Origin of the sequence: Paenibacillus hemerocallicola (assembly GCF_006265175.1) — a bacterium.
Taxonomy (GTDB): Bacteria; Bacillota; Bacilli; order Paenibacillales; family NBRC-103111; genus Paenibacillus_AB; species Paenibacillus_AB hemerocallicola.
In genome coordinates this window covers 1-23,208 of the sequence record NZ_VDCQ01000022.1, presented here as the reverse complement: position 1 = coordinate 23,208, position 23,208 = coordinate 1, and the positions used below count along the sequence as shown (strand labels likewise).

16 protein-coding genes and 1 riboswitch are annotated in these 23,208 nt (G+C 56.4%); of the genes, 12 read left to right on the top strand and 4 right to left on the bottom strand.

All coding sequences use genetic code 11. The features are described 5' to 3' along the window. The first annotated feature begins 241 nt into the window (after nucleotides 1-241). Nucleotides 242-390, top strand: a riboswitch (cyclic di-AMP (ydaO/yuaA leader). A 93-nt stretch (nucleotides 391-483) separates the two neighbouring features. From FE784_RS16815 to FE784_RS16805, 3 genes are read left to right on the top strand one after another with little or no spacing between them, the layout of a single operon-like run. Next, nucleotides 484-1,824: a TrkH family potassium uptake protein gene (locus FE784_RS16815; RefSeq protein ID WP_246132067.1), complete on the top strand. Its 1,341-nt coding sequence runs from the start codon at nucleotides 484-486 to the stop codon at nucleotides 1,822-1,824. A gap of 12 nt (nucleotides 1,825-1,836) precedes the next feature. Then, the gene (locus tag FE784_RS16810) at nucleotides 1,837-2,502 is read left to right on the top strand and encodes a potassium channel family protein (protein WP_139603387.1); all 666 of its coding nucleotides are present in this window, start codon (nucleotides 1,837-1,839) and stop codon (nucleotides 2,500-2,502) included. 24 nt (nucleotides 2,503-2,526) lie between these two features. Continuing rightward, nucleotides 2,527-3,750, top strand: a complete 1,224-nt coding sequence (locus FE784_RS16805) for a cation:proton antiporter (RefSeq protein ID WP_139603386.1) — start codon at nucleotides 2,527-2,529, stop codon at nucleotides 3,748-3,750. A 12-nt stretch (nucleotides 3,751-3,762) separates the two neighbouring features. Here FE784_RS16805 and FE784_RS16800 read toward each other — a convergent pair whose 3' ends face one another. Continuing rightward, nucleotides 3,763-4,668, bottom strand: coding sequence for a LysR family transcriptional regulator (locus tag FE784_RS16800; RefSeq protein WP_176706288.1), 906 nt, complete (start codon nucleotides 4,666-4,668; stop codon nucleotides 3,763-3,765). A 455-nt stretch (nucleotides 4,669-5,123) separates the two neighbouring features. On the opposite strand from FE784_RS16800, the gene FE784_RS16795 reads away from it, so the two are divergent. From FE784_RS16795 to FE784_RS16755, 9 genes are all read left to right on the top strand, one after another. Then, nucleotides 5,124-5,789 carry a succinate dehydrogenase cytochrome b558 subunit gene (locus FE784_RS16795; RefSeq protein WP_139603385.1) on the top strand — a complete coding sequence of 222 codons (666 nt, stop codon included), beginning with the start codon at nucleotides 5,124-5,126 and terminating at the stop codon, nucleotides 5,787-5,789. Between the two features lie 16 nt (nucleotides 5,790-5,805). Further along, on the top strand, nucleotides 5,806-7,566 hold the full coding sequence (sdhA, locus tag FE784_RS16790; protein ID WP_139603384.1) for a succinate dehydrogenase flavoprotein subunit: 1,761 nt from the start codon (nucleotides 5,806-5,808) through the stop codon (nucleotides 7,564-7,566). Nucleotides 7,567-7,568: 2 nt separating this feature from the next. Next, nucleotides 7,569-8,321: a succinate dehydrogenase iron-sulfur subunit gene (gene sdhB, locus FE784_RS16785; protein WP_139603383.1), complete on the top strand. Its 753-nt coding sequence runs from the start codon at nucleotides 7,569-7,571 to the stop codon at nucleotides 8,319-8,321. Between the two features lie 730 nt (nucleotides 8,322-9,051). Next, entirely contained in the window at nucleotides 9,052-10,101 is a 1,050-nt protein-coding gene (locus FE784_RS16780) for a LacI family DNA-binding transcriptional regulator (protein WP_139603382.1), read from the top strand. A gap of 119 nt (nucleotides 10,102-10,220) precedes the next feature. Then, on the top strand, nucleotides 10,221-11,276 hold the full coding sequence (locus tag FE784_RS16775; RefSeq protein WP_139603381.1) for a LacI family DNA-binding transcriptional regulator: 1,056 nt from the start codon (nucleotides 10,221-10,223) through the stop codon (nucleotides 11,274-11,276). A gap of 792 nt (nucleotides 11,277-12,068) precedes the next feature. Next, nucleotides 12,069-14,033, top strand: coding sequence for an FAD-dependent oxidoreductase (locus FE784_RS16770; protein WP_176706287.1), 1,965 nt, complete (start codon nucleotides 12,069-12,071; stop codon nucleotides 14,031-14,033). Nucleotides 14,034-14,707: 674 nt separating this feature from the next. Then, on the top strand, nucleotides 14,708-15,430 hold the full coding sequence (locus FE784_RS16765; protein ID WP_139603379.1) for a hypothetical protein: 723 nt from the start codon (nucleotides 14,708-14,710) through the stop codon (nucleotides 15,428-15,430). A 318-nt stretch (nucleotides 15,431-15,748) separates the two neighbouring features. Then, the gene (locus FE784_RS16760) at nucleotides 15,749-17,029 is read left to right on the top strand and encodes an ABC transporter substrate-binding protein (RefSeq protein ID WP_176706286.1); all 1,281 of its coding nucleotides are present in this window, start codon (nucleotides 15,749-15,751) and stop codon (nucleotides 17,027-17,029) included. Nucleotides 17,030-17,094: 65 nt separating this feature from the next. Continuing rightward, nucleotides 17,095-19,137, top strand: coding sequence for a glycosyl hydrolase family 28-related protein (locus tag FE784_RS16755; RefSeq protein ID WP_139603377.1), 2,043 nt, complete (start codon nucleotides 17,095-17,097; stop codon nucleotides 19,135-19,137). A 144-nt stretch (nucleotides 19,138-19,281) separates the two neighbouring features. On the opposite strand, the gene FE784_RS16750 is transcribed toward FE784_RS16755, so the two are convergent. From FE784_RS16750 to FE784_RS16740, 3 genes are read right to left on the bottom strand one after another with little or no spacing between them, the layout of a single operon-like run. Next, nucleotides 19,282-20,658 carry an ABC transporter substrate-binding protein gene (locus FE784_RS16750; protein ID WP_139603376.1) on the bottom strand — a complete coding sequence of 459 codons (1,377 nt, stop codon included), beginning with the start codon at nucleotides 20,656-20,658 and terminating at the stop codon, nucleotides 19,282-19,284. Nucleotides 20,659-20,679: 21 nt separating this feature from the next. Further along, a complete protein-coding gene (locus FE784_RS16745) occupies nucleotides 20,680-22,200 on the bottom strand; it encodes an ABC transporter substrate-binding protein (protein WP_176706285.1) in 1,521 nt (506 codons plus the stop codon). Nucleotides 22,201-22,229: 29 nt separating this feature from the next. Further along, nucleotides 22,230-22,772 (bottom strand): RNA polymerase sigma factor, encoded by a 543-nt coding sequence (locus FE784_RS16740; RefSeq protein WP_246132066.1) that lies wholly within the window; start codon nucleotides 22,770-22,772, stop codon nucleotides 22,230-22,232. Nucleotides 22,773-23,208 lie beyond the last annotated feature (436 nt).

Here is a 23,208-nt window from a genome sequence, read left to right as displayed (position 1 = left end):
CCTCCCTTTTTTTCTAACCGTATCACACTTTTTTTCGAAATGCCACTTCGGATGCCGTCAGCATTTACATGCGCTATTTGCGTAACAGCTCTTAAACGGAAGCAACGAAGGTAAGGACAACGAAAAGTGCTCGGCTAGCCGTCTAATTAGCCTCAAGCCGTGTTTTCAACTCGTTTTTCATGAAATTGCGGCTTTGTGATCTTCGCCCGGCAGGATTATAATCACTTCGTTAGCCAATATCAACCATACCGAGCCGAATTTCTTTACGAAAACGGGGGAACCATGTATTTCAGGGGTGAATTTCGTCAATCCGTTCCGGCGGAAAGGCGAATAGGGTGCCTAACAACCCGAATCCGTCAGCTAACCTCGTAGGCTCCAGTCAGGAAACCACACCGTTTGCGGCATTGGGATTCCAGTGTCTTTTTTTGTTGCCAAAAAAAGACAACGGTGCGGCCGGGTTTCCATCATAATGAGGTGATTTCGTTGAAAGGCAAACCCGTACTCGAGCGGCTTACGCCGCCGCAAATTCTCGTAATCGGATTCGCCGCAATTATTTTGCTGGGCGGCCTTCTGCTCTCGATGCCCGTCTCGACCTCGAACGGGGAAGGTCTTCCGATTATCGACGCGCTATTTACGGCGACTTCCGCGACCTGCGTAACCGGCTTGGTCGTCGTCGATACGGGAACTTATTTTACCGTTTTCGGGCAAGTGGTCATTATGGCGCTGATCCAAATAGGCGGTCTCGGTTTCATGACGATGTCCACGCTGATCGCGCTCGTCCTGCGCAAACGGATTTCATTGCGGGAGCGGCTCATTTTGCAGGAGGCGTTGAATCAGGGCTCGATGGAAGGGATCGTCCGGCTTATTCGGAAAGTGCTCGTGTACTCGCTGACGATCGAGCTGGTCGCCGCGCTGCTGTTCGCGATACGCTGGTCGTTCGACTACCCCGTCGGAGTGGCGGTCTACAAAGGATTGTTCCATGCCGTCTCGATGTTCAACAATGCCGGCTTCGATTTATCCGGCGAATTCCGCAGCCTGATGCCCTATGCGGACGATGTTTTGATCAATGTAGTGGCGATGGCGCTTATTATATTGGGCGGGATCGGGTTTATCGTCATGTCCGACGTTATGGATTATAAAACGAAGCGGAAGCTGTCTCTGCATTCGAAGGTCGTTCTAAGCATGACTTCGTTTCTGATCGTTCTGGGAGCGATCGTCATCTTTCTATTCGAATATACGAATCCTCGAACGCTGGGCTCGCTGAACGGAACCGGGAAAGTGCTCGCGGCTTTCTTTCAATCGGTGACGCCGCGTACGGCCGGCGCCAACACGGTGGATATCGCGGGTCTTCGCCAAGCGACGCAATTTTTCATCATTATTTTAATGTTCATCGGCGCGTCTCCGGGCTCCACGGGAGGCGGGATCAAAACAACGACGTTTACTACGCTTATCGGCGCGATGGTAGCTATGATCCGAGGAAAGGAAGACATCGTGCTGTTTCATCACCGTCTGGCCAAAGACCGTATTTATAAAGCGATTACGCTGACGTTGTTCGCCATCTTTCTCGTCATTGTCGTAGCGATGGTGCTGTCTACGACGGAGGACCATCAATTTTTGATGATTTTGTTCGAAGTGACGTCCGCTTTCGGTACGGTGGGGCTCTCGATGGGACTGACCCCGGATTTGACCGTCTTCGGCAAAATCATGATCATGCTGACGATGTTCGCGGGCCGTCTCGGGCCGATCACGCTGGCCTACGCTTTGCAGCCGAAACCGGAAAAAGAGCTGTACCGACATCCGGAAGGCAAAATCATTATCGGATAGGAGAAGTTCAATATGAAAATGAAGCAATTCGCCGTAATCGGCTTGGGAAGGTTCGGCTCCAGCCTGGCCAAGGAGTTGGTCAGCCAGGGCTTGGAGGTGCTCGGGATCGATCGGGACGAGGAAACCGTGGACGAGATGGCCGACGTCCTGACGCATGCGATCGTCGCGGATTCGACCGAGGAGGAAACGCTCCGCTCCATCGGCATACGCAACTTCGATTGCGCCATCGTGGCCATCGGGGACGACATACAGGCCAGCATCATGACGGCAATTTTGCTGAAAGATCTCGGCGTGAGAATGGTAGTGGCGAAAGCGTTGACAGAGCTGCACGGCAAAGTATTGGAACGTCTGGGCGTGGACAGGGTCATTTATCCGGAACGGGATATGGGGATACGGGTCGCTCATCAGCTCGTAAACCCGAATTTGCTGGATTATATCGAGCTGTCCAAGGAGTATACGATCGTAGAGCTTTCCGTACCGGGCAAGTTGAACGGGGTAACGCTCAAGGAGCTGGACCCGAGGGCGAAATACGGCTGCAGCGTCGTGGCAATCAATAAAAAAAGCGGCGTTATTATCGCCCCTGCCGCTACGGACGTGATCAACGAACGCGACGTCATGGTCATCATCGGGACGAACAAGCAGATCGAATCGTTCGAGGATGAGCTGGTCGGCTCATAATAGCAGGCACGGGAGGCGGCGAGCTTGGACAACGGAACGGATCTGATCATCCATCACGTCATTTTTCTGCTAGTCTTCCTATTCGCAGTGGGCATGGTGTCGGGGAAGCTGGCCTCCGTCCTCAAGGTGCCCGACGTGGCGCTTTTCCTCGTGGCCGGCATTGTAGTCGGACAAGGACTTCATCTGGTCACGGAAACGAGCAGCTCGTTTACGAACCAGTTCATTTTGACCATAGGCTCCGCACTCATCCTGTTCGACGGCGGCCGGAATATCCGCTTGTCCGGGCTGAGGAAGGTGTGGGTGACGCTGACGCTCCTGAGCGTGCCGGGCGTATTGATTACCGCTTGCATAGTGGCGGCGGCGTCCCACTACGTGCTCGGCTTGCCGTGGTTGCATGCCATGCTGCTCGGAGCGGTGATAAGCTCCACGGACCCGGCGACGATCATACCGGTGTTCCGTCAAGTGCGCATTCGCGAGAAGGTGCGGGAAACGGTGGAAAGCGAATCGGCTTTTAACGACGCCACCGGATCCATCTTGACCTTCTCGATCATGGCGGTTATTCTCGGCACGGAGAAGGTGACGCTTGCCGGAGCCGTCGCCGATTTCGTCAAATCGGCCGCAGGGGGCATTTTGCTCGGCTTGGTCGCCGGGTTTCTGATGACGTATTTGGTTGCCCATTTGCGGGTCGGTTTTCTGCGGGATTATACGACGATCGCGATGGTCGTTACGGCATTGGGCGCTTATTTGCTCGGGGAGCAGCTTGGGGTGAGCGGCTTTATGGCTACGTTTACGGCAGGGCTGTTATGGGGCAATTCCGGGGCATTCGGCTTGAGGATGGAGGACAAGCTGCATGAAATGGCGCATTTCTCCGATAACATTACGGTCATCATGCGGATGCTTATATTCATCTTATTGGGAAGCCAAGTCGACTTCGGCGTCGTGAAACATTATTTGCTGCCGGGGCTCGCCGTCATCGTCGTATTCATGGCGATCGCGCGTCCCGCAACGGTGTACGCGTGCGCTCTGCCGGACCGCAGAGCGAAGTGGGAGCGGAATGAGCTGCTGTTCATGTGCTGGGTGCGGGAAACGGGAGTCATCCCCGCCGCGCTGTCCGGGATGATCGCGGGAGCGGGTATCGCCCATGCCGACGTTATCGCCGCGGTCACCTTTATGGCCATCCTGCTTACGATTGTCGTGCAGGCCAGCTCGACCGCCTATGCGGCGAGGAGGCTGGGCTTGGAGGAGTAGCGCGAGGATCGCTTACAGGAGGGCGTTGCCGTCGCGCGCATAATGCTCCTTCGCTTTGCGAATCCATTGGCGCGTCGAAGCGTTGAGCGTCGATTCGTGACCGAATAGAAGGGACGTCGTTCTCGTCGTTTCTTGCAGCTCCGGAATGTTGCGCAGCACGAGTCCGTTGTTGTCCAGCATCATCTGGCGCAAGTATGATTTCGGCAGCAGCGTCGCTACGTTGCAGGTAGAGACGAGACGGAGAATCGCCTCGAACGAATCGATTTCCATCTTCACGTCCGGATACACCGTGTACCGGTGGAACAGCTCGTCCATCAGGATGCGGTACCACGTTCCTTTCGAGAACAAGATCATCGGCAGCTCTTGCAGCTCGGTGATCTCGATCGCCGGCTTGTCCGCCCACTTATGGTATGCGGGCAGCACGAGACAGAGATGATCGTCGAACAACGGGACGCAGGTGAGCTCGGGACTGTCGATTTTCGAGGCGACAAGCCCGAGATCGACTTTTTTTTCTTTGACGAGGCTGACGATTTCGTGCGTCTTCCCGGTTATGGCCTTAATATCCGTCTCCGGAAAATCGCGGGTATACAAGGCGATCAGGTCGGGAAGCGTCGATTGCAGCGTGGTCAGGCTCGCGCCGATCGTAATGCTCTTGTAGGACGAGCGGTATTCGGCGATGCGCAGCAGAAGCTTGCGCTCCATCTCGGACAGCTCGATCGCATACTCGTAGCAGATTTGACCGAGTCTGGTCAGCTCCAGCTTTTTCCCTTTGCGATCGAACAGCAAAATGCCGAGCTGCTCCTCGAGCTGGGCGATTTTCCGCGAAAGCGCGGGCTGCGAAATATTGAGCGTCTGGGCGGCCCGGTTCAAGCTTCCGTGTTCGACGACGGAGGCGAATGCTTCCAAATTCGGCAGCATGCGATTCAGCTCCTTCATTAAATAGGATAGCGCAATGAGGTTCAGCAATAACGAATTTGGTTAATTAATAGGGCGATGCTTGATGTGGTACCATCCAAATATACGGCTGACAACCGGGATCGTCCATAAGGATCTCTTATAGGCGCCAATGTGCTCTTATACCTTTATTGCATAACCGATTATAATAAATCGGCACTTCCATTATAAGACCTTTGGGAGTAACATGAAAGCTGTCAAACATTGTTCACAATCCTGGGTTTAAACATGTCCTTCCTTGGCAAAATAGGCAAGTATACGCATGATGCCGATAACGTCGAAATATCGACGATGTGCGATACTGTCGATATTTCGACTGTATACGACATTTTGTTGACGCTTGTCAAACTCGGGAGTACAATGAGAGATGGTTTGTTTTGCACACGTTGTCATATTTCTCTAGGGGGGAACTCGTTTCCATGACCGGTAATTCCTATTACTACCGAAAGCTTCACTCCTTGCTCGGTGTAATACCCGTCGGCTTTTTTCTGGTCGAACACTTGATTACGAACTATGAAGCGTTCAACGGAGGACATCAGGCGTTCATCGATTCGGTACGATGGCTGAACAGCTTGCCGCTCGTTATTTTTCTGGAAGTGTTCGGTATCTGGCTGCCTATTTTGTATCACGGCATTTACGGCTTGTTCGTCGCTTTCCAATCGCGCAACAACGTGAACCGTTACGGGTATTTCCGCAACCTGATGTTTACGCTGCAGCGGGTAACGGGCGTCGTCACGCTAATCTTCATCGCATGGCACTTCTTCCAAACCAGGTTCCAGGTGGCGATCGGCAACGAGACTCACGATGGTCTGGGCGTCGTCATGCACGAAATTTTCACCACACCGACCTACTTCACGCTGTACTTGATCGGCGTTCTGGCCGCGACTTTCCACTTTACGAACGGCATGTGGTCGTTCCTGGTCAGCTGGGGCATCACGATCGGACCGCGCGCGCAGCGCGTATCGAGCTTTGTCTGGATGGGCGTATTCGTGATCATGTCCATCATGTTCATCCTGACGATGGTAGCCTTCACCGACGCGTCGTTCCAGGATACTTCCGTACTGGATATGGCGGGCAAACATTAAGGGGGAGTGAACTGCAATGGCAAAATCCAAAATTATAGTCGTAGGCGGCGGACTTGCCGGGCTTATGGCTACCGTGAAAGCGGCCGAAGCCGGGGTTCACGTCGACCTTTTCTCATTGGTACCGGTTAAACGTTCCCACTCCGTATGCGCCCAAGGCGGCATTAACGGAGCGGTCAATACGAAAGGCGAAGGCGACTCCCCTTGGGAGCACTTCGACGATACGGTTTACGGCGGAGACTTCCTGGCCAACCAGCCTCCCGTCAAAGCGATGTGCGAAGCGGCGCCGGGCATCATCCATTTGATGGACCGGATGGGCGTTATGTTCAGTCGTACGCCGGAAGGACTGCTCGATTTCCGCCGGTTCGGCGGCACGCAATACCACCGCACCGCATTCGCGGGCGCAACGACCGGCCAGCAGCTGCTGTATGCGCTCGACGAGCAAGTGCGGCGTTGGGAAACCGCAGGGCTTGTCACGAAGTACGAGCATTGGGAATTCATGTCCGTCGCCATCGATGACGACGGCGTTTGCCGCGGCGTGAGCTCGCAAAACTTGCGAAGCATGGAAATCCAGACGTTCCGCGCGGATGCCGTCATTCTCGCTACCGGCGGTCCCGGGATCATCTTCGGCAAAACGACAAACTCGGTCATCAATACGGGTACGGCTGCCAGCGCGGTGTACCAACAGGGCGTTACGTATGCGAACGGCGAATTCATCCAAATCCACCCGACGGCAATCCCGGGCGACGACAAGCTGCGTCTCATGTCCGAATCGGCACGGGGCGAAGGCGGACGGATCTGGACTTACAAAGACGGCAAGCCATGGTACTTCCTTGAAGAAAAATATCCGGCCTACGGCAACCTCGTGCCGCGCGATATCGCGACGCGGGAAATTTTCAGCGTGTGCGTAGACGAGAAGCTCGGCATCAACGGCGAGAACATGGTGTATCTCGACTTGTCGCACAAGGATCCGAAGGAATTGGATGTCAAGCTTGGCGGCATCATCGAAATTTACGAGAAATTCATGGGCGACGACCCGCGTAAAATTCCGATGAAAATTTTCCCGGCCGTTCACTATTCGATGGGCGGCATGTGGGTAGACTACAACCAGATGACGAATATTCCCGGCTTGTTCGCGGCGGGCGAATGCGAATACCAATACCACGGCGCCAACCGTCTCGGCGCCAACTCGCTCCTGTCGGCTATCTACGGCGGCATGGTGGCCGGGCCGAAAGCGATTGAATACATTAAAGGTCTCAACAAATCTTCCGAAGACGTTTCGAGTTCCGTATTCGACCGCGAGACGAAGAAAAATACAGACAATTACGAAAGACTGCTGAAGCTCGACGGCACCGAGAACGCTTATGTGCTGCATAAGGAGCTTGGCGAGTGGATGACCAACAACATGACGGTCGTACGCTACAACAGCAAGCTGCAGGAAACGATCAACAAAATTAAAGAATTGAAGTCCCGTTACCAAAAAATCAACATGACCGATACCGCGCGCTGGAACAACCAAGGCGTCGCCTTCACCCGTCAGCTGTGGAACATGCTGGAGCTGGCCGAAGCGATGACCGTCGGCGCCCTATTGCGTGACGAGAGCCGCGGCGCGCACTACAAGCCGGAATCCCCGGACCGCAACGACGATAAGTATATGAAGTCGACGCTGGCCAAATGGACGCCGGACGGTCCGCAAATTTCGTACGAAGATATCGACGTTTCGCTGATCGAGCCGCGTAAGCGCGATTACACGGCGAACAAGAAGACGGGAGGTCACTGATCATGGCTGAGACGAAAAAAATCAAGTTGGTAGTCACCCGTCAGGACGGCCCGGATTCGCAGCCGTACACGGAAGAATTCGAAATTCCTTACCGCCCGAATATGAACGTCATCAGCGCGCTCATGGAAATCCAGCGCAACCCGCAAACGTCCAAGGGCGACAAAACGACGCCGGTATGCTGGGAGTCGAATTGTCTGGAGGAAGTGTGCGGCGCGTGTTCGATGGTTATCAACGGCAAGCCGCGCCAAGCTTGCTCGGCGCTGGTCGACCAGCTGGAGCAGCCGGTACGCGTCGCCCCGATGTCCACGTTCCCGATCGTGCGCGACCTGGTTATCAACCGCGAGCGGATGTTCGATTCGCTCAAGCGGGTCAAAGCATGGATTCCGATCGACGGTACTTACGACCTCGGCCCGGGACCCCGGTTGGCGGAATCGAAGCGTCAGTGGGCGTACGAGCTGTCCAAGTGCATGACGTGCGGCGTCTGCCTGGAAGCTTGCCCGAACGTCAACGACCGTTCGAGCTTTATCGGTCCCGCTCCGATTTCCCAAGCCCGCCTGTTCAACACCCACCCTACGGGCGAAATGAACAAGCACGAGCGGCTGGAAGCGCTGATGGAGGATGGCGGAATCGAGGGCTGCGGCAACTCGCAGAACTGCGTACGCTCTTGCCCGAAAGGCATCCCGCTCACGACGTCGATTGCGGCGATCAACGCCGAGACGACGAAGCATTTGTTCAAAAAATGGCTCGGCATGTAAGCCGGGTTTCAGCATAGCTGGATTATCGGAAAGGAGAATGCCGCGGCATTCTCCTTTTTAAATCCGCTAGAGGGAGAGCGACCGAATGATGTCAACGGAAGCCAGTCCCTACATGTTAACTGTAAATGATACAGTTATATGTAGCTAATTTGCCATATTTACTGAATGAACTGGAAAATATGCAGGTAAATCGCTACCAGACCGTAAAATGGGCGTAAACGATCAAGAATAACTGTATATTCTCCAGTTAATTACAGAAGTGAGACAAATCTTCACCGGAATAACTACATGTTTTACAGTTCGTCGGAGTGATTCCCCGGCCTTATATAACTCGGATGTCCTTCATCGAGAAGGCTTCGATCAGAAGCTCTTCTTAACGATAAGAAAGTTTTGCTTCGCTAAAGAGGTAAGAGCGAATCAAGTCTTTCTTTACCAAGGAAAACAACCGCTGAATCGCGGTCGGTCATCCTTCAAATACGCCGATAGACGTTTGGCTTAAAGCTACAGAAAGCCTATCTTCGCTAAAGCGATAAAGTGAAATGTTCGTTACAAATCAAAGAACCTTTTAAGCTCCGATGGTACATCGTCGATTACGTTTCGAGAAAAGCTTTTCAAGTGCGTAAACCGATGCCAAGTGAACGTGCGACGGAGCGGGCACGCAGATTGACAGTCTTTCACTTTGATCATTATACTCAATTTAAACGTTTAAACGGATAGGGAGGAAGCATCGATGGCGGAGTATCGGCAGGCTACCGTGTTCGATGTGGCCAAAGAGGCGGGCGTGTCTACGGCGACCGTATCGAATGTGCTTAATCGCCGCGACGTGCCGTTGAGCGAGAAGACGATCCGCAAGGTCGAGGAAGCCGCGGCGAAGCTGGGATACCGCCGGAACGTCATGGCCGCGTCCTTAAGCCGCCGCAAGACGTATGAGGTCGGACTGCTGCTGCCGGGATTCGTCGGCTATTACGGCTTGTTCGCCCAGCAGATGGAGCGGACGGCTCACAAGTACGGCTATCATTTGTCCGTTTTTTCTACGGACATGGATTCCAAGGTCGAGCGGCGGTTGCTCGAGAAGTTGCTTGAACGTCGCGTGGACGGACTTTTTTGCCACGGCTTGGCGATGTCCGGCGATTCCGCCCGCAAAGTCGTGAATGACGGGACGCCGATCCTCTTTTTCAACTGCTGGAACGAGCTGAAGCACCTGGCGATCGGGACGGTCAACCTGAATGTTTATCAGGCGTGCGTCGATGCGGTCGTTCACCTGCATGAGCAGGGCTGCCGTTCTTTTTTTTACTATGGCAATAAGCGGGCTTTCGCAACGAACGAGCAGCGTATTCATGGCTTTCGGGAAGGTCTGCGGCTCACGGGCGGCAAACATCCGGCCGATATGATCGACGTCGAGGATATCGCCGCCGACGATTTGGCGGAATGGCTTGCCGAGCGCAGCGAAGATGCAACGCCCGCCGGGGTTATGTGCTTCGACGACTGGAAGGCGTTCGTTTGCCAAAATCGGCTCATCGAGGGCGGGTACGACGTTCCGGGGCGGTTCAAGGTTGTCGGCATCAACAACGAATTTGTGGCGGGGCATTCGTACCCGGGCATTACGTCGTTCAACGTTCCGTACGAGCATCAGGCCGACATGTCGTTTCGCTGGATGCTGACTCATCTGGGCGAACAAGCGAAGCTCGAAGCCAAGGGCGAACGGCCGTTTTCGCCGCCGGTTGCGGGCGGGGAAGTGAAAATACCGCTGACGCTTGTCGAGCGGCTGTCTTCCCGATGAATGGTTAAGACGACGGCAGCACGCGGAGAACTCGGCAAGTTAACGGTAACTATGAATATTGAAATATTAACTTGCATTGTTTACAATAAGGGGAAACGTTGCGGACAGGGGAAAACGATATGACATCGATGAACGACATCGCAAAACTTGCAGGTGTCTCCAAAGCGACGGTTTCGCTGGCGCTTGCCGACCATCCGCGCATTTCCGAAGAAACGAAGGCCAAAATCAGGACGATCGCTCAACAACTCGGCTATATGCAGCGGCCTTCCTCGGCCAAATCGGATGTTGCGGAGCCGAGGAGAAAAGCGGGCATTTCGATCGGGGTGCTGTACGTCGGAGGGAACCAATCGTTCGCTCAAGGTTTTTTTCGCGACACGCTGATGGGGATATGCGGCGAAGGGGCCCGCAACCATGCGCATGTGGTTGTGATCGGAATGCACGCATCGGGCGAAGATACGGACACGGACGATTTGTACGGCAAAGTGATGGAATCCGGCGTGGAAGGCATCATCGTCATCTCCAGCACGCCGAAGCTGTACGGGTTCGACAGACTGGTCGAACGGGACTTCCCGATGGTATTCGTCGGGAACCGGCGGCTCGCGGACCGGGACCACGCGCTCCATTCCGTCTCCTCGGACAATTATGACGGCGGTGTGATGGCAACCGAGCATTTGCTCGGCCTCGGTCACCGCAAGCTGGCCGTCGTCGTCGGCCGCCGGCCGTTAACGTGGGAGACGGATCGCCTGAACGGTTTTTTCTCGGCGCTCCGAGCCGCCGGCATTGCCGCGGGAGAAGAAGCCGTCGTACGAGTAACGAACTCGTACGATCCCGAGGAGAGCGGCTGGAAGCAGCTCGAACAAATGGGCGCAACGGCCGTTTTCGCGACCAACTCGCTGCTCGGCCATATGACGCTGCGCCACTCCCGCAATATCGGGAAAAGCGTGCCGGAAGAGCTGTCGTTGATCGTGTTTGACGATACGGCGTTTTTCCCTTTGGAAAACCCGCCGGTAACGGTCGTAAAGCAGGATATGGAATCGCTCGGCACGCTGTCGGCCAAAATGCTGCTCGATCTGATCGACAATCCGGGTCAGCCGGCTAGACAGGTGCTGATCTCCGCGAGTCTGGCGGAGAGGGCCTCCTGCGCGCCTCCGGCACAGGTTGACATCTCCAAATAGGCAACGAACGATATACACAATCTTAGACGAAGTCCGTCCCGTCCGGGGCGGGCTTTTTCGTCGTTGCCGATAACGGGGAGGAGTGCCGGGGACAAGCCGCAACTGAAGGTGCTTTTCATCCCATCCGCGGGGACCGTGAGGTGTGCTGCAGAGAAAAACTGAGACTATCTGATCCGCATGCAAGCCGGGGGCCTCTTATGGGGAGCGTGGGCAGCACGTTGCCTGTATTTAGCGGCACTGGATTCCTTTATTGTCCCGAGTTTCGATATTTTGCCGAATTTAGCGGCGTAGAGTTCCTTTATTTCGATCTTTAGGGGTAAAACTGGGTAGTCAGCATCGCTATAGAGGAACGGTTTTCCGTTATTTTGCTGTCGACACCGGAATTCGGGTCCATAACATACGCCAGTTCCGCTATTTTATGGATTCGCGGTCTTGCGAGCGCCGGCAAAAGCGGAAGCCTTCACGATCATGCGATGCATGCACGTTTCTGTAGTCGAATTATTGCCGTCATAGAAAAAAAGGTTGAAATCCGAAAGTTACCGAGGTAGAATCAAGTTAACGCGATTCGTTAACTAAACGTTAACCATGAGAGGCGACCACTCCATCCAGCCGGAAGAGGGGGCCGATAGGGGGAGGCTGTTAACGAGTGTCGAACGTGAATCATCGCGAATGAAGAAGAAGACAATCATTCCATTCCGGCTAATGAATCGGAATGCGGCAACAACTACTGCAAGTCGAGCAGAATCCCTATCTTACTCATAGCGGCATAAGCCGCAAGGAGGCATCATGACTATGGCCATCACTAATCAATCATTCGATCTTATCGTATACGGAGCGACGCCGGCGGGCATCGCGGCGGCGATCGCTTCTTCGCGCCGGGGCAAGCGTACGCTGCTGCTGGAGCCTTCCGCGCATGTCGGCGGCATGATGACGAGCGGTCTCGGGCGAACCGACATCCGTTCCCTCGAGTCGTCCGGAGGCATTTTCCGCGAATTCGCCGAAGGCGTGCTGCAGCACTATACGCTCGCCTATGGAGCGGATTCCGTCCAAGTGAAAGAGTGCAACGGAGGGCTGTGGTTCGAGCCCGGAGTGGCGATGGACGTTCTCCAAGGACTGCTTCGGCGCGAGGAACGGATAACGCTTATGAGGGGGACCGAGTTGACGGAGGTCGAGACGGAGCGGAGCGAACTGCGGGCGATAAACGTCGCCGGTCCGGGCGGCCGAAGCGGGAGCCGGTTCGCGGCGGAGCTTTTTATCGATGCGACTTACGAAGGCGATCTCGCCGCCATGGCAGGGGCGCCCTATAAGCTTGGACGGGAATCGCGGGACGAGTGGGGTGAAGAGTATGCGGGCAAGCTGTACATGGATTTCCACCCTTCGAAGGAAGTGTTTCCCGGCAGCACGGGAGAAGGGGACGACCGGATACAGGCTTACAATTACCGTCTTTGCCTGACCGATCGCGCGGACAACCGGATCGAATTCCGCAAGCCCGATCCGTATGATCGCGAACGGTATGCGAGTCTGCCGGCGGACGTGCGCGAAGGACGCATCGGCGGTATACGCGACGTGCTGAACATGCTGCCGATTCCGAACGGCAAGACCGATTCCAACAATCATCATTACTGCATGTGCTCCAGCGACCTGCCGGAGGAAAATTTCGACTATATCGAGGCGGACCCGCGTTCCCGGGAGAAAGTCGTCGAGAGACACCGCAGCTACGTCGAAGGCTTGCTCTGGTTTTTGCAGAACGACGAGGAGCTGCCCGAGAGCTTCCGGCTCGACGCTGGGCGATGGGGACATGCCGCCGACGAATTTGCCGAATCCGGCCATTTTCCGCCGCAGCTCTATGTGCGGGAAGCCCGGAGGATCGAAGGGGAGTACATGTTTACGGAAAACGATGCGCGCATCGCGCCGGGCTCGGGCAGAGCGCCCGTTCATGCGGACAGCATAGCGATAGGCGACTACCCGATCGATTCGCATGCAACAAGAAAACGCGAGCCGGAAGGAAGAAATATCGCGCTGGAAGGCTTTCTCGCGTTGCCGTGGCTGACGGCCATTTATCAAATTCCGTACGGCTGCATGGTCCCGAAGCGGGTCGAAAGACTGCTCGTGCCGACTGCCGTATCGGCTACCCACATGGGACTCGGTACGATCCGGATGGAGCCCGTATGGATGCAGCTCGGTTTTGCCGCCGGAACCGCCGTGGCGCTTAGTTTGGAGCTCGGCTGCGGAGTCCGGGAGCTGTCGGTGGACCGTCTGCAAGACGAGCTGCTCGCAATCGGGCAGCGCATCACCTATTTCCGGGACGCATCGGCTTTCGGGCGCGAGGGCGGCGATATGGCGCAGGTGGCGGCCGAATACTTCGGGACGAAAGGGCTGTTTGACGACTACGCGGCATCGCTGGAAGAACCGGTAACCGTCAAGGAAGCGTCGGCTTGGATCGCTCTCATCCGCCGCTTGGACGGTGGAGCCGGACTGCCCGTCCTTCCCGCTTCGCCGACTTTGCTCAAGGCCGGGATTGATATGGGGCCCCGTCTGCCCAAATCCGAAGTCATGCCGCCGGATTATTGGGCCGCTCATCCGTTCCTGCCGCCCGCATTGGCGAGGGTATGGCTAGCCGCGACGGAGCGTGCCTGGGAGGTGTCAGGGCAAACGGGGATTCGGGACGATGCGGAATACGTGTCCCGGGGAAATTTCCTCGCTTGCTTGTACGAGCGGCTGAAGAAAAGAAGACGCGGGGCTGCTGAGGCCCGCTGACAGCCGACAGCAGACCGCTCCCCGATTCGTCGAATGGCGCGAACAGGGCGAGACGAACAGTGCGAGACGAACCATGCCATCATAAGGGAAGAGCGGGCGGATACGAACGGCAAGAATGAACCAAATTACGTTAACAGTGAACTTCATTTCGTCGCCAATTTGGTCTTTTTGAGCTGAGGAACGAAAGTAGTGAACCAAATGTTGCTGTTACTGAACCTAAGTTCATCAATAGTAAAATTTGGTTCATTCTTTTGCCCGTTCGCCTCTTTATTGCGGAAACATATGCAGCCGACACAGGGACCAGAGGTGTCCGTTAAGGTGATCTTCCGTAGTAACGCTTCGGTTCACCAATCGGCCGGATGGTGCGTCTACCGTCCAGTAAGGGCGGCACATCGGAGAGGTAAACCGATCAGGGAAGCGGCGGCACATGGGAGCAGACGGCCACGGAGTGTCCGCGAGAAGCGAGCGATGTGAACGGCGATCATTAGTTGTAAGGCTGTTTCATTATGCAACCGCTTTCCTGAGGGGAGTTGAGGAGGAGAGGTGTGTCATGAAGGTAAGAACGGAGAAGGGAAAGAGGGCGCCGCGCGAAGGAGAGTACGCTAACGCGTGGTCAAGACGTGCTTTTCTGGGAGCGGCTGCCGGGGGCGCTGTTGCGCTGGCCGCGGGACTGAATGCGACAACAACATTGTTCGCGGGGGCAGTCACGGGGGGACGTGTACGGCGGCCACGACTGCGACACCGCAGCAGATTGCGGAGCAAACCCCGCTTGCACCGCAGCGATCGGACCGCCGGACGGCTTCCGCTGGACGGATGTCCCCTTAACCGTATTCCGCGATACGCAAGGGGCGATCCGAACGGGCTTTGACGTCGCCGACTATAAGTTCACCGGAGCGGGCGGAACGTATTACGTCAGCTTGAGCGCGGGAAATAATCTCAATGACGGTCTGACTCCGGCGACGGCGTTCAAATCGGTCTGGAAAGCGCTGGCCATGCCGGATGCGGACATCGTGCATATCGATGAGGGGGTTTATCCGCGCACCCATGCCTTCAATGGCACGACGATCCCGAGAAGCGTCAGCCTGCTGGCCGTGCCGGGAAAAACGGTGGTGCTCGGCACGTTCGACCAACTGCAATGGACGCTGGAGGCCGGGAGCGCCCGTACATACCGCGCGGCTCGAACCCTCGTCGGACGGGTATTCGATACGAAGTTTGCGGATCCGTCCGGCGATTACCGCGAACTCGCGACCGACAATAAGATGTGGGTCGACGACTGCGTATCCGTCGGCAGCCTGTTCGATTTGCGTTCGTCAAGCGGAGCGGCGCTGCAATACCGCAATTTTCGCTCCAACGGGAAATTTTCTTCCGCTAGCGGCGGGACGATCGGGAACTACTGACAAACCGCGCATGCAAAATGAAACTTCTCCCATTGGAACGTAAGCTTGCCGTAAAAAAGCGAAACGCCCGCCGAATTGCTGCAGCGATACCCGCCACCTCGCCGTCATCGGCGTAAACGTCCGGATACATGTTCAAGCGAAAAGCAATAAATAAGGGTTGCTTTAACTTTGAGTTAACGATATAATTTCGTTAAACAGTTAACTTAGTTAACAATATGCGAAAGCAGGCAGACGGTCAGCGTTCAACCGAAATGCGGCATGAAAGCGCTGATGGCCGCCGCGGACTTTCCGTTGCCCAAAAGAAGAGGGGGAAATCGAATGAAAAAGAGATGGCGTCAAGCCGTATGTTTATCCGCTGCCGCCGCTATGCTTGGCGGGTGCTCGACTGGAAGGGAAAGCGTTGTACCTTCGGCCGAAGCCAACAAGCCGGCGCAACCGGTGACCTTGAAAATTTTGCAGGTTCAGCCGATTAGCGACGAAGACTTCCAGCTGCTGCTGAACGAGCCCGTCACCAAAAAATATCCGCACATTTCGTTCGAACGAATGTCCGGCAAAGTCGAAGAGCTGGTCGCGGCGGGCAACGTGCCGGACCTCATCCTGGCTCCGGACAGCGTATTGTCGCAATACAAAGATCTCGGCCTGACCGCCAATCTCGATCCGCTGGTCAAGGAGCAGGGCATCGATCTGAGCCGCTTCGACCCGGTGTATCTCGACGTAATCCGGGCGGTATCCGGCAAAGGCGAATTGTATGCGCTTCCGTATGCGCGGAACTTCAACGCTCTGTACTACAACAAAGATTTGTTCGACCGATTCGGGATCGGCTATCCGCAGGACGGCATGACCTGGGACGATGCAATCGACCTCGGGAAGAAGCTGACACGCGGAGACGGCGGCATCCAGTACCGCGGGCTCGACCCGGAATCGGTCAGCCGCGTAGCCCGCCAATTTGCGCTTGCTTACGTCGACTACAAGACATTGAAGGCGACCGTGAACAGCGCCGAATTCAGAACCTTGTTCGATATCGTCAAGAGGGTGTACACGATACCGGGCAACGAACCGAAGGATCCGGCGTCGAGCAAGGGGGAAGCGACCTTTACGAAGGACAAGACGCTGGCCATGTACGGGACCGTCAACATCTTATGGAAGCTGCAGGAGGCCGGGAACAACGGTCTTAACTGGGATGTCGCCCAATATCCGGCCATTCCGGGCAAACCGAATGTCGGCAACGACGTGGATTCCCATACGATCGTCGTCACGGGAACGGGCAAAAACCGCGCCGCTTCGCTGCTAGTCGCCGACGTGCTCACCTCGCCCGAAGTGCAGCTGCTCAGCGTGAGGAAGACGGCACGGGTATCGCCTCTTAAGGACGCTGCCCTGCAGCAGCAGTTCGGAGCGGATGTCGGGTTTCTGAAAGGCAAGCGGCTGGGCAGCATTTTCAAGAGCCGTTCCATTGCCGCGCCGGTGCGGGAGAAGCATCATTCCCAAGCTCAGGCGATCGCGAACCAGAGCTTCAAGGAGTATGTGCTGGGCAAAGATTTGAATACGGCTCTTCGCGAAGCGGAAGAAAAGATCAATCAGCTCGTGCAGACGACGAAATGACGATAGAGGACGGCGGCTAACAGGTGGAACCATAGACGATACCCCAAGCAGAGGAGGCTAATCGGATGACTGTGCATAAAGAGGAAGAGGCGGAACGGGGCAAAACGATGAGCAGAAGAAAGCTGCTCGCTTCGCTGGGTGCGGCGACGGCTTTGGGGGTGACGAGCGTCGCGGTCGCTTCTCCTGGAGGGGGAAGCGTCGCGAGTCTCATGAGCGGCGGCGATGCCGCAGTATGCGTACAAACGCTGGAGGAGCTTCTGGCGCTCGGCAGCGGCGAGCACTGCGTCGTATGGGCCGATCCGCAGCGCGGCGGCATTTTCGTCCATGACTCCGCAGCCGTACCGGATCACGCCACTGCCGCGCTTTGCGGCTTGCGGTTTCCGGCGTCAGGCGGAGGCTGCTGGGTCCGACAGTTCGGCGGCGCGATTTCCGTAAGCTGGTTCGGGGCTGCCGGGGACGGTGCGACCGACGATTGGCCGGCGTTCGATTCGGCCATAGCGCGGCTCGGCAAAGGGGATGTACTGCTCGTTCCCGAGGGCGTCTATGCGGTAAGCAGGACGGTAGTCGTAAACAAAGGCTTCGTTACGATAAGCGGTCAAGGAAAGCTGCTCGCCAAAGCTCCTTTCACGGGCGATTTCCTGGTCGGCATCCAGCGGGAGGGCGGTACGGATTACTACCACTGGCCTTGCCATATCGACGGATTGTGGCTCGATTGCGCCTTTTTGTGCCGCGGTCTCGACTGTTACCACCTGGATCATATCGAGCACCGCAACGTGCGCGTGGAGAACAGCTACGGTTATGCCGCCCGCTACGACCGTATCCGCGAATCGAATTCGTGGGGGTTCAAAGCGATCAACTGCCAAAGCCGGGAGGCGTTTCCTACTCCGGCAGACTGGTCGGGCGCTTCCGCTTATGCGGTCGGCAATCGGGCTCGGCGGCAGCCGGCCCCCTATGCGCCGACTACCGTGTATAGCGTAAGCGACAAAGTACTGGCCGGCGACGGCCGCAACTACGCGAGCATGGCCGCAGGCAACTCGGGCAACGATCCCGTATCCAGCCCCGATCATTGGGCGCTAGTACCGGCCGAGGATTACGAATGCCTGATCGCGCATACGAACCGGGACCCGTTGACGTATCATACGAACAACGGCACGGCCGGCAACCGGTTTTGGAAGCGGATCTATCAGGACGAAGCGCTCTTGGAAATCGTCGACAGCGTCCAGCAGACCGGCGACCGGACGAACCAGTTCAATTTTTTCGGCCCGGTGCTGCGGGATTGCGGCAATAAATGCTACATCCGCATCGACTGCAACCGCGGCTCGACCTTCGCCACGCACGTCAACGTGCACGGAGGACATATTCACTACTTGGGCGGAACGACGCCGGGCACGACTTATCCTAACGTTGTAGTGGAAAGCAACGTGCGTATGGTGGAAATCGGGCGATGCCAAAATATCAATTTCTATGGCTCGAACATCAGAATGTGGGACAGTCCGGACGCCATCGGCATTCTGATCGGCAATGGAGGCGGCAAAGGTCCGAGCAAGATCCGTTTCGTCAACTGCCCTATATCCGGCGATGCGGCGCGGCAGCGCGGCGTAATCGTGATGGGCAACGGCGGGAGCGGGCAAAGCCAGCTGCTGTCCGGCGTTTACTTGACAGGCGCCAATACGACCCCGATTGCCGATAAAGGGAGGTTTTTCCGCTTCGACCTGCAATCCGAGATGCGGGTCAGTATGCCGAAAGGGGCCGCTTCGGCGCCGAAAGCGTTCGAGGCGGTAATCGACAGCGGCTATGGGGACGCGAGGCCGTTCGAGGCATCGCTTACGGGAGATCAGGCGTCGCGCATTATGCTGCAAATCTCGTCGGGCGTCTCGCGGCTGCGACTCGGCAACGGCACGGTCAGCGACGTGGAGCTTAGGCGGGGCGGGACGGATTTGCTGGAGCTGGCCGCCGGCGACAGCTTCAAGGTGGACGGTGCGTGGAACGCCGGGATGCTGAAGCTGGGAGCTTATTGTTTATGGGTGGACAGCGAGGGGCGCTTGCGTATCAAGAACGGTGCGCCCGCCAGCGAGCTGGACGGCATCGCAGTCGGCGCTCAGGAGTAATGCGAACGCGGAAAAGGGCCTTGGACCGCCAAGGCTTTTCCGTTTATTTATTCCGGTGTCGATAAAGCAAAGCAAGCCGCCTCTTGCGAAATCGCGGAGGCGGCTAATAGATTGTGAGGCGCAGTCAGGCGGAGCTTGCCGCCGTTATTTGCTCCGGGCGGCTTCTTCCGTCCAAGCCTGGTCGAGCAGCGCCTGGCCTTCCGCCTGAATGACCCTGACGGCTTCTTCGTCGGTGAGGCGGCCTTTGACCGCGTCGTCCATAGCCCGGATAACGAGCGCTTCGAACGGAGTGTGGAACTTGGCGTAGAACGTTGCGGGCGGGGTGTAATCCACCGGCTCCGGCGTGCGCCGCTTGAGCATGTAGAACGGTTCCAGATTGCGGCCGTCCTTCGTTTTCGCGAAGGCCGTACGGGTCGACAATACGTCCGACGTCTTCTGACTCACCTTGGCGGCTTCCTCGCCGTTGAAATATTGCACGACCTTCCAGGCGGTTTCCGCATGCTGCGCATTGGCCGATATGGCATAGATCGGATTCACATTGAAGTAGCGGGTGAAGTCCGGATTCGCCGGATCGACGGGGACCGTGACGATGTCCCAGTTCAGGCTGCCCTCCCCCCATTGCTTCATGCGGAACATTTGCTCCGTGCCGCTGATCATCATCGCGGCTTTGCCCGAGCTGAACAGGTCCATCTGCTTCGTCTCTTCCGGACCGTAATTGACCCGCTTGCCGTCCTTGTAATAATAGTACAGGTTCCCGCTCCGGAAGCCGTCCAGCACTTGGCGGAACGCCTTCTTCCACACGTCCGAGTCCAGCGTCATTTTCTTGCCGTCGGGGCTCATGTATGCGGCGTTCTCGGTGCCGGCGATATCGTTGACGAAGTCGAACGGCGTGGAATATTTCTCGTGAATGCCGTATATGCGCTTAGCGGGATCCGGGTCGACCGGAAACCTGCGGGCGAGCTGCATCGTATCGTTCCACGACATTTTGTTGGTCGGGTACGGTACGCCGTATTGATCGAACAAGTCTTTGTTGTAGTACAGCGCGTAGCTGGTCAATTCCGGGGCGAGCCCGAACAGCTTGCCTTCCCCGTTCGCCTTCAGCTGGGCGATCGCGGCGGGGGTGAAGCTGTCCAGATCGAATTTGGATTTCCGCACGAACGGCTCCAAATCGAGCAGCAGCCCTTTCGCCGCCCATTTATCGTAGTCGCCGGAATAAGTAATCAGCAGGTCGGGCTTCTGTTCGCGGATCAGCTTCTCGAACTCTTCGGCATAATTTTTCCCGGGGCCGTACAGCCCTTCGGTCGGAACAATTTGGACCTCGACATCGGGAAACTTGACGGCGAAGTAATCGCCGTATTGGTATTGGAAAGACTGCTCGTTGCTATACGCTACGCGGAGCGTTCCTTTGGCCTGATCGTCTCCGGACTTCTGGCTGCAAGCGGCAAGCAGTACCGGGATTGTCAGCAAGACGGTAAGCGCCGTCCGGGCGAGCCGGGAGTCCGCTATGCTATCCAGCTTCATCTGATTTCATCCTCCATCCGGTCACGGTTTCACCGCCGCTTTCGCGTTCTCGATCGCTTGCTGCCCGCGTTGTTGAATGGCGCTTACGGCGGCGTCGAGATTTTTCGTTCCCGCGGCCGTTGCTTTGAGTTCTTCGGTGACGGCGGCCGACAGCGCGTTGTACGCCTCCCGGGGCAGCAGAGTATATCTGTCCGTCCGTCCCGAGAACGCGGGATCGGGCTTCAGTATGCTGAAAGCTTCCATCCGGCGGCCGTTCGACGGAAGCGAGACGCTTTTGCGCGTGCTTATGCCGACGGCGCCTGCGTATTGGAGAGAAAGTTTTTTCGCCATCGCTTCGTTATGAATCAGCTTGACGATTTCCCAGGCGTCCCGCGAATTGGCCGATTGCGCGGGAATGGCATAAACGCCGTCGAACGTATAGGAGGACGAAATGTCCGGCTTGGCCGGATCGACCGGCTCCGTGACGATATCCCATGCGAAATCGGCCAAATTGTATCGTTTCTTCGCTTCGATCAAGTCGGTTGCGATACTCGCGCTGGCTGTCATCATGGCCGCGTTGCCTGTCAGAAACGGGGTCCGCTTGTAATAGTCGATGCCGGATATGCTGCCCGTACGCGGCTTCATCTCGTACAGCCAGCCTTTCTTGACCCCGTCGGCGACGAATTGCCATATGTTTCGCCAAGCCGCCGTATCGGCGGTCATTTTGCCGCCGTCGGCGCTAATCATACTGAGTCCCATCGTCCATCCGGCGGCCTCGGCCGTTCCGTAGGGCGAAGCCGAATTAGTAACCAACCCGTATACGCGGTCGTCGCCTTCCCCGTCGGCCGGAAAACGCTGCGCCAGCCTGAATATGTCTTCCCAGCTCATTTTGTCGACAGGATACGGGATCCCGTATTTATCGAACAGCGATTTGTTGTAATAAAGCGCCTCGGTGCGGAATTCGGGAGCCAGTCCGTACAGCTTGCCTCCGCCAACGCTCCGGAGCGTTTCCAATACACCTTCGCGGAAGCCCGCCAAGCTGTACTTGTCCTTGTCGATCAAAGTTTGGAGCGGCAGCAGCTTGCCTTTATCGGCCAACTCCCGGTAAATGTCCATCGTCAAGTAGACGACGTCGGGCTTGTCCCGCTCGATCATTTCCTCGTACTGGGCTACCCGGTCTTTCTGCGGATCATAGGGCGGCGAGTTGACCGTCTCCACGTCCATATTCGGATGCTGGATAATGAACGCTTCTCCGTAGCGGCTCATGAACGACATGCCGTCGATCCAATGCACCTTGACGGACCGTTCCGTCGTGACATCGAACGGAAGCTCGTCCTTATCCTGCTTGAACAGGCTGAGTATCGGTTCCCGCTCGGCAACCAGTACGGCTGCGGCGAGCAGCAGGGCAACGGCGGCGGCCCAAGCTCCGCCCGTATATCGTTTCGGTGTCGCACCCATCGCGATTCGTTCCTCCACGCTTTGCTTTAGTTTGGCCGGCACGCCCTTCGGATTCAAAGGGAACTGCCGGAGTTCTTTTTCCCAATCCGTTCGTCTCGATTTCAATCGGTTCGCCTCCTCGCTGTCAGACATCGCTAATCGATCAATTGTTCCTTCAAAATGGCGGGCACCTTCGCTCTCGCCCGGTGGAGCCGCGATTTGACGGTACCCTGCGAAATGTTCAGCATGGAGGCGATTTCGGGAACGGTCAACTGATGGTGGGCGTATAGGAGCAGCGCTTCCCGAAGCTTCTCGGGCAAATCCATGACGGCTTTCCAGATGTCGCCGTTCACCATTCGGCTGAGCACTTCCTTTTCCGTCGAGGAAGCCGTTTCCGACCGGCGGATCGTCGCCATCAGGAGCACCCGGCGGGCCCATGCCGACTTGCGGTGGTCCTTGGCGACGTTGCGCGTAATCGCGAGCAGCCATGTTTTGACGCTCGATTCCCCGCGGAAAGAAAACATGCTGCGATATACCTTGATGAAGACGTCCTGGAAAATGTCGTCCGCCTGATCGAAACGGCTCGTCAGGAAAAACGCGTAATTCCACACATCGTTGCCGTAACGCTCCATCAAGTCCGATAGAATGACGTTTTTGTCCGTGCTGTCGGACAGCGTGCTCAAATATTCCAAACCCACTTTTCGTTCACCTCGATGTATTGGACGAGCCCTTGACGCAAAGGGTTCCCTAACTTTTCCCCAAAAAGTGACGTGAAGCTTCGCGACGTATTCCGATTACTTTTCGGGGACCCCCCGAGAAGAACCCCCAAAAGTGAAGGGAGAGTTGAGAAAGCTTGCAAAGAGAGGAAGCGGCGAGGACAGGGAAGCGGGGAATATGCTCCTGTTCCGTTAAAATCGAGTTATCTTTTTCGAATTTAAGCGGGTACAACTCGATTTTAAAGTCAGCCGCTCCGCTTTCCGCACATTTCCCCGCCTCCCTTCTGTATTTCAATGCTCTCTTTGGCTTTCTCGACAAACAGGAGCTCCGCAGCTTAGTCCGGATACTTCTGGGGGGAGCCCCCGAGAACACCCCCAAAAGTGACGTGAAGCTTCGCGACGTATTCCGATTACTTTT

Bases quoted from the DNA above. Each gene is read 5' to 3' on its own strand.
- FE784_RS16810 (WP_139603387.1), top strand. From the start codon at position 1,837: ATGAAAATGAAGCAATTCGCCGTAATCGGCTTGGGAAGGTTCGGCTCC.
- FE784_RS16800 (WP_176706288.1), bottom strand. From the start codon at position 4,668: ATGCTGCCGAATTTGGAAGCATTCGCCTCCGTCGTCGAACACGGAAGC.
- FE784_RS16795 (WP_139603385.1), top strand. From the start codon at position 5,124: ATGACCGGTAATTCCTATTACTACCGAAAGCTTCACTCCTTGCTCGGT.
- sdhA (WP_139603384.1), top strand. From the start codon at position 5,806: ATGGCAAAATCCAAAATTATAGTCGTAGGCGGCGGACTTGCCGGGCTT.
- sdhB (WP_139603383.1), top strand. From the start codon at position 7,569: ATGGCTGAGACGAAAAAAATCAAGTTGGTAGTCACCCGTCAGGACGGC.
- FE784_RS16780 (WP_139603382.1), top strand. From the start codon at position 9,052: ATGGCGGAGTATCGGCAGGCTACCGTGTTCGATGTGGCCAAAGAGGCG.
- FE784_RS16775 (WP_139603381.1), top strand. From the start codon at position 10,221: ATGACATCGATGAACGACATCGCAAAACTTGCAGGTGTCTCCAAAGCG.
- FE784_RS16770 (WP_176706287.1), top strand. From the start codon at position 12,069: ATGGCCATCACTAATCAATCATTCGATCTTATCGTATACGGAGCGACG.
- FE784_RS16765 (WP_139603379.1), top strand. From the start codon at position 14,708: ATGCGACAACAACATTGTTCGCGGGGGCAGTCACGGGGGGACGTGTAC.
- FE784_RS16760 (WP_176706286.1), top strand. From the start codon at position 15,749: ATGAAAAAGAGATGGCGTCAAGCCGTATGTTTATCCGCTGCCGCCGCT.
- FE784_RS16755 (WP_139603377.1), top strand. From the start codon at position 17,095: ATGACTGTGCATAAAGAGGAAGAGGCGGAACGGGGCAAAACGATGAGC.
- FE784_RS16750 (WP_139603376.1), bottom strand. From the start codon at position 20,658: ATGAAGCTGGATAGCATAGCGGACTCCCGGCTCGCCCGGACGGCGCTT.